3 protein-coding genes are annotated in these 3,215 nt (G+C 63.6%); all 3 read right to left on the bottom strand.

Features of this window, described 5'->3' with window-relative positions; translation table 11 throughout:
* Positions 1-425: hypothetical protein (locus FJ222_12420; protein ID MBM4165226.1), on the bottom strand; the 425-nt coding region annotated here is incomplete at its 3' end.
* Positions 425-2,116 (bottom strand): type II/IV secretion system protein, encoded by a 1,692-nt coding sequence (locus FJ222_12415; GenBank protein ID MBM4165225.1) that lies wholly within the window; start codon positions 2,114-2,116, stop codon positions 425-427. The genes FJ222_12420 and FJ222_12415, both read right to left, overlap by 1 nt.
* 33 nt (positions 2,117-2,149) lie before the next feature.
* Positions 2,150-2,860, bottom strand: coding sequence for a LysM peptidoglycan-binding domain-containing protein (locus tag FJ222_12410; protein ID MBM4165224.1), 711 nt, complete (start codon positions 2,858-2,860; stop codon positions 2,150-2,152).
* Positions 2,861-3,215 lie beyond the last annotated feature (355 nt).

Raw genomic sequence — 3,215 nt, 5'->3', positions numbered from 1 at the left:
CGGATCATGTTGCTGTAGAGAGAAGGAAAGCTATCGGCGTGGGCCGCCAGCGCGTCGGAAAACGACTCGCCACGGATGATCCGGTCGCGCAGGTCTGCGGCGATCCGCCCGCCCGCCGATTCCTTGCCGTGCGACGCGAGGCAGTTGAGCGCCGAACCCAGCGGCATGCCCGCCGCCAGCAGGTCGCCCAGCTCCTCAGAGAACAGCAGCACCTGCCGCGAGCCCATCCGATCGGGGGTACTCAGGCGGAAACGCCTCACGCCCGCGCCGCGACCGGCCGCGGTCGCGCGGCCCTCGCTGACCACGAGCGGGACCAGTCCCATCCGCTCCACCGCCGCCAGAGCGCCCAGCCGGTCGGCGGCGTCGACCGCCCCCTCGGTGCGCTGGCCGGTCTTGGAGAGCGCTTTATAGGCAAATGCGGGCATCAGTCATTTTCCTCGGTGACCCGGAAAATCTCCTCGACGGTCGTCATCCCCTGGAACACCTTGGTCCAGCCGTCCTGACGCAGCGTCAGCATCCCCTGCTCTATCGCCTTCAGCTTGATTTCGCCCGCCGGACGGCGGTTGATGATCAGCGATTCGATCGGCTCGGTCACCTGCAGCAGTTCAAAGATGCCCCGCCGTCCGCGATACCCCGTCATGGCGCATTTCTCGCACCCCACCGCATGCGGCACCCGGTCGGACGCCGGTTCGCCGGGCATGTCCCACAAGGCCCGATCCAGCGGTTCGAGGCGGTTGCAGACCGGGCAGACCCGCCGCACCAGCCGCTGGGCCATGACGGCCGCCACGGCGGAGGCGATCAGAAACGGCTCGGCGCCCATGTCGGTCAGGCGGGCAAAGGCGCCGGCCGCGTCATTGGTGTGCAGCGTGCTGAAGACCAGATGGCCGGTGAGCGAGGCGTTGATGGCGATCTCGGCGGTCTCGCCATCGCGGATTTCACCCACCATGATGATGTCGGGGTCCTGACGGAGGAACGACCGCAGAATGCGGGCGAAGGTGAGGCCGATGTCCTGCCGGACATGGACCTGATTGATGCCCGCCATCTCGTATTCAATCGGGTCTTCGGCGGTGAGGATGCGCACATCCACCGAGTTGATCTCGTGGAGGAACGAATACAGCGACGTGGTCTTGCCCGAGCCGGTGGGCCCGGTGACCAGGAAGATGCCGTTGGGCCGGTTGATGATCTTCTCGACGGCGTGGCGGTCGTGCGGATTCAGGCCCAGATCCGCCAGCTTCACAAAACTGCCGCTCTTTTGCAGCAGACGGAGGCTCACGCTCTCGCCGTAGATCGTCGGCATGGTCGAGACGCGGATGTCCACATCCTCGCCGTTCAGCCGGATGCCGATGCGGCCATCCATGGGCATCCGCTTCTCGGCGATGTCCATGTTGGCCATCACCTTGAGGCGCGAAATGACCGCCGATTTCAGGCGGTTGAGCTGCGGCGGCACATCGACGCGGTGGAGGATGCCGTCAATCCGGTAGCGGATGCGCAGTTCCTCCTCCATCGGCTCGACGTGAATGTCGGTGGCGCCCTGGCGGTCGGCCTCGGCGATGATCTGGTTGACGAAGCGGACGATCGAGGCCTCCTGCCCCATCTCGTTGACATCGATCTTGGCGTTGGAGGCCGCCCCCGCATCCACCTCGTAGCGCCCATCCTCGATCATTTTCTCGACCGCTTCGGCGCCGACGCCGTAGTACTTGCGGTTGGCCTTGCGGATATCCTCGCGCGGCGCGAGCGTCAGGCGGACCGGGCGGCCAGCGGCGAGGCGCAAGCCGTCCGACACCCCCGCGTTGAAGGGGTCGGAGATCGCCACCGTGAGCACGCCGCCCTCCAGCTTCAGGGGCATCACCGCGTATTGGTAGACCGCGCGCGCCGGCAGCAGCTTCAGCGCATCGGCGTCGGGTTCGATCAGCGCCATCTCGGTGTAGGAGAGGCCGAGCAGCGGCGCGATCTTCTGCAGGAACGCATCTTCGCGGACCGCGCCGCTCTTCACCAGAACATCCACGATCCCCGCGCCGTCAGAACGGTCGGCAGCCAGCGCGGCGGCGACCTGCGCATCGCTGACCAGACCGGTTCGCCGCAGCAGGAGGGAAAGAACGGCATCGCCCGAAGTCATCAGAAGCCTTTCTGCAACGCGATCCGTGCCGGATCATTTCTCGGGGATAAACAGGACCATGCCCACACGGAGATCATTTGCATTGGTGAGATTGTTCGCCTTCATGATCGCGTCAATCGTCGTCTTGTACTCGCGCGCAATCAGCGACAGCGTCTGCCCCGCCGCGACGGTATGATTGTACCCCGTTTGCTTGCTCGGCGCGGCGGGGCGGGAAGACGCGAGCGCTTTCTGAACCTGCGCGAGGGTCTGGGCCTGCTGTTCGTCCAGCATGCGCTTGATGGTCACGCCCATGCTTTGGGAAATTTCATCCCGCAGTTTGGCGCGGTCGTTCCGGATCTGCTGCAACTCGTCACGCAGGCGAAGGATGTCCCGCGTCTGGCGCTCCGCATCGATGATGCGCCCCTCCAGCCGCTCGTTGTTCTGCTCGAAGGCATCGACACGCGCCCTGAGGCGGGTCACTTCGCGTTCAGCCTGCTGCAGCGCATACGCCAGACGCGCCTCGTCGGTGTTGGGTTTCGGGGCAAACGGCGTCCCCTCCAGCATCGACTGGCAACCGGTTGCGCACACGGCGAGAGCGACCGCGGCAAGACAGTGAAACCACGAGGCGCTTGCAAAACCTCTGGTTTGTGCAAGCGGAGGGTTCAGGGTTCGGGGTTCAGGGAAAGCGTTTCCTGCCTGATCCCTGATGCCGGATGCAGGTAGGGTTTGGACAGGTGCCTGGCAATCACGAAATGACGTCTTCATAGAGTGTGCAGTTTACCGCTTTTATCGGCGGCGGGGCAAGAACGAAAAGCAGGGCCTCCAGCAATCGGGCGCATGGCCGTTCTGATGAGGGTTACTTAATCATAAGAGGCTCTTGCAAAACCCTCGTGGTGCAGGCGTCTCGCCTGCCAGAATTACGAGAAAGCCTTGGGATTGCAGGCGGGACGCCCGCACCACTGTCAACCTGTTCAGGGTTTTGCAAGAGCCTCATAATCGTAATCGTAATCATAATCGTAATCTTGCTTTGCTCCTGCATGTGATCATAAAATGTCACCCATGAATACGGGTTTTGATCATGAGAAGCTGACTGAGGCGCTTGCAAAACCTCCTTCGTCGG

It is taken from the genome of Lentisphaerota bacterium, from assembly GCA_016873675.1.
In the GTDB taxonomy this organism is placed as follows: domain Bacteria; phylum Verrucomicrobiota; class Kiritimatiellia; order RFP12; family JAAYNR01; genus VGWG01.
The sequence above is the reverse complement of the archived record's forward strand: the minus strand, read 5'-3'. Positions and strand labels throughout refer to the sequence as shown.

Bases quoted from the DNA above. Each gene is read 5' to 3' on its own strand.
- FJ222_12415 (MBM4165225.1), bottom strand. From the start codon at position 2,116: ATGACTTCGGGCGATGCCGTTCTTTCCCTCCTGCTGCGGCGAACCGGT.
- FJ222_12410 (MBM4165224.1), bottom strand. From the start codon at position 2,860: ATGAAGACGTCATTTCGTGATTGCCAGGCACCTGTCCAAACCCTACCT.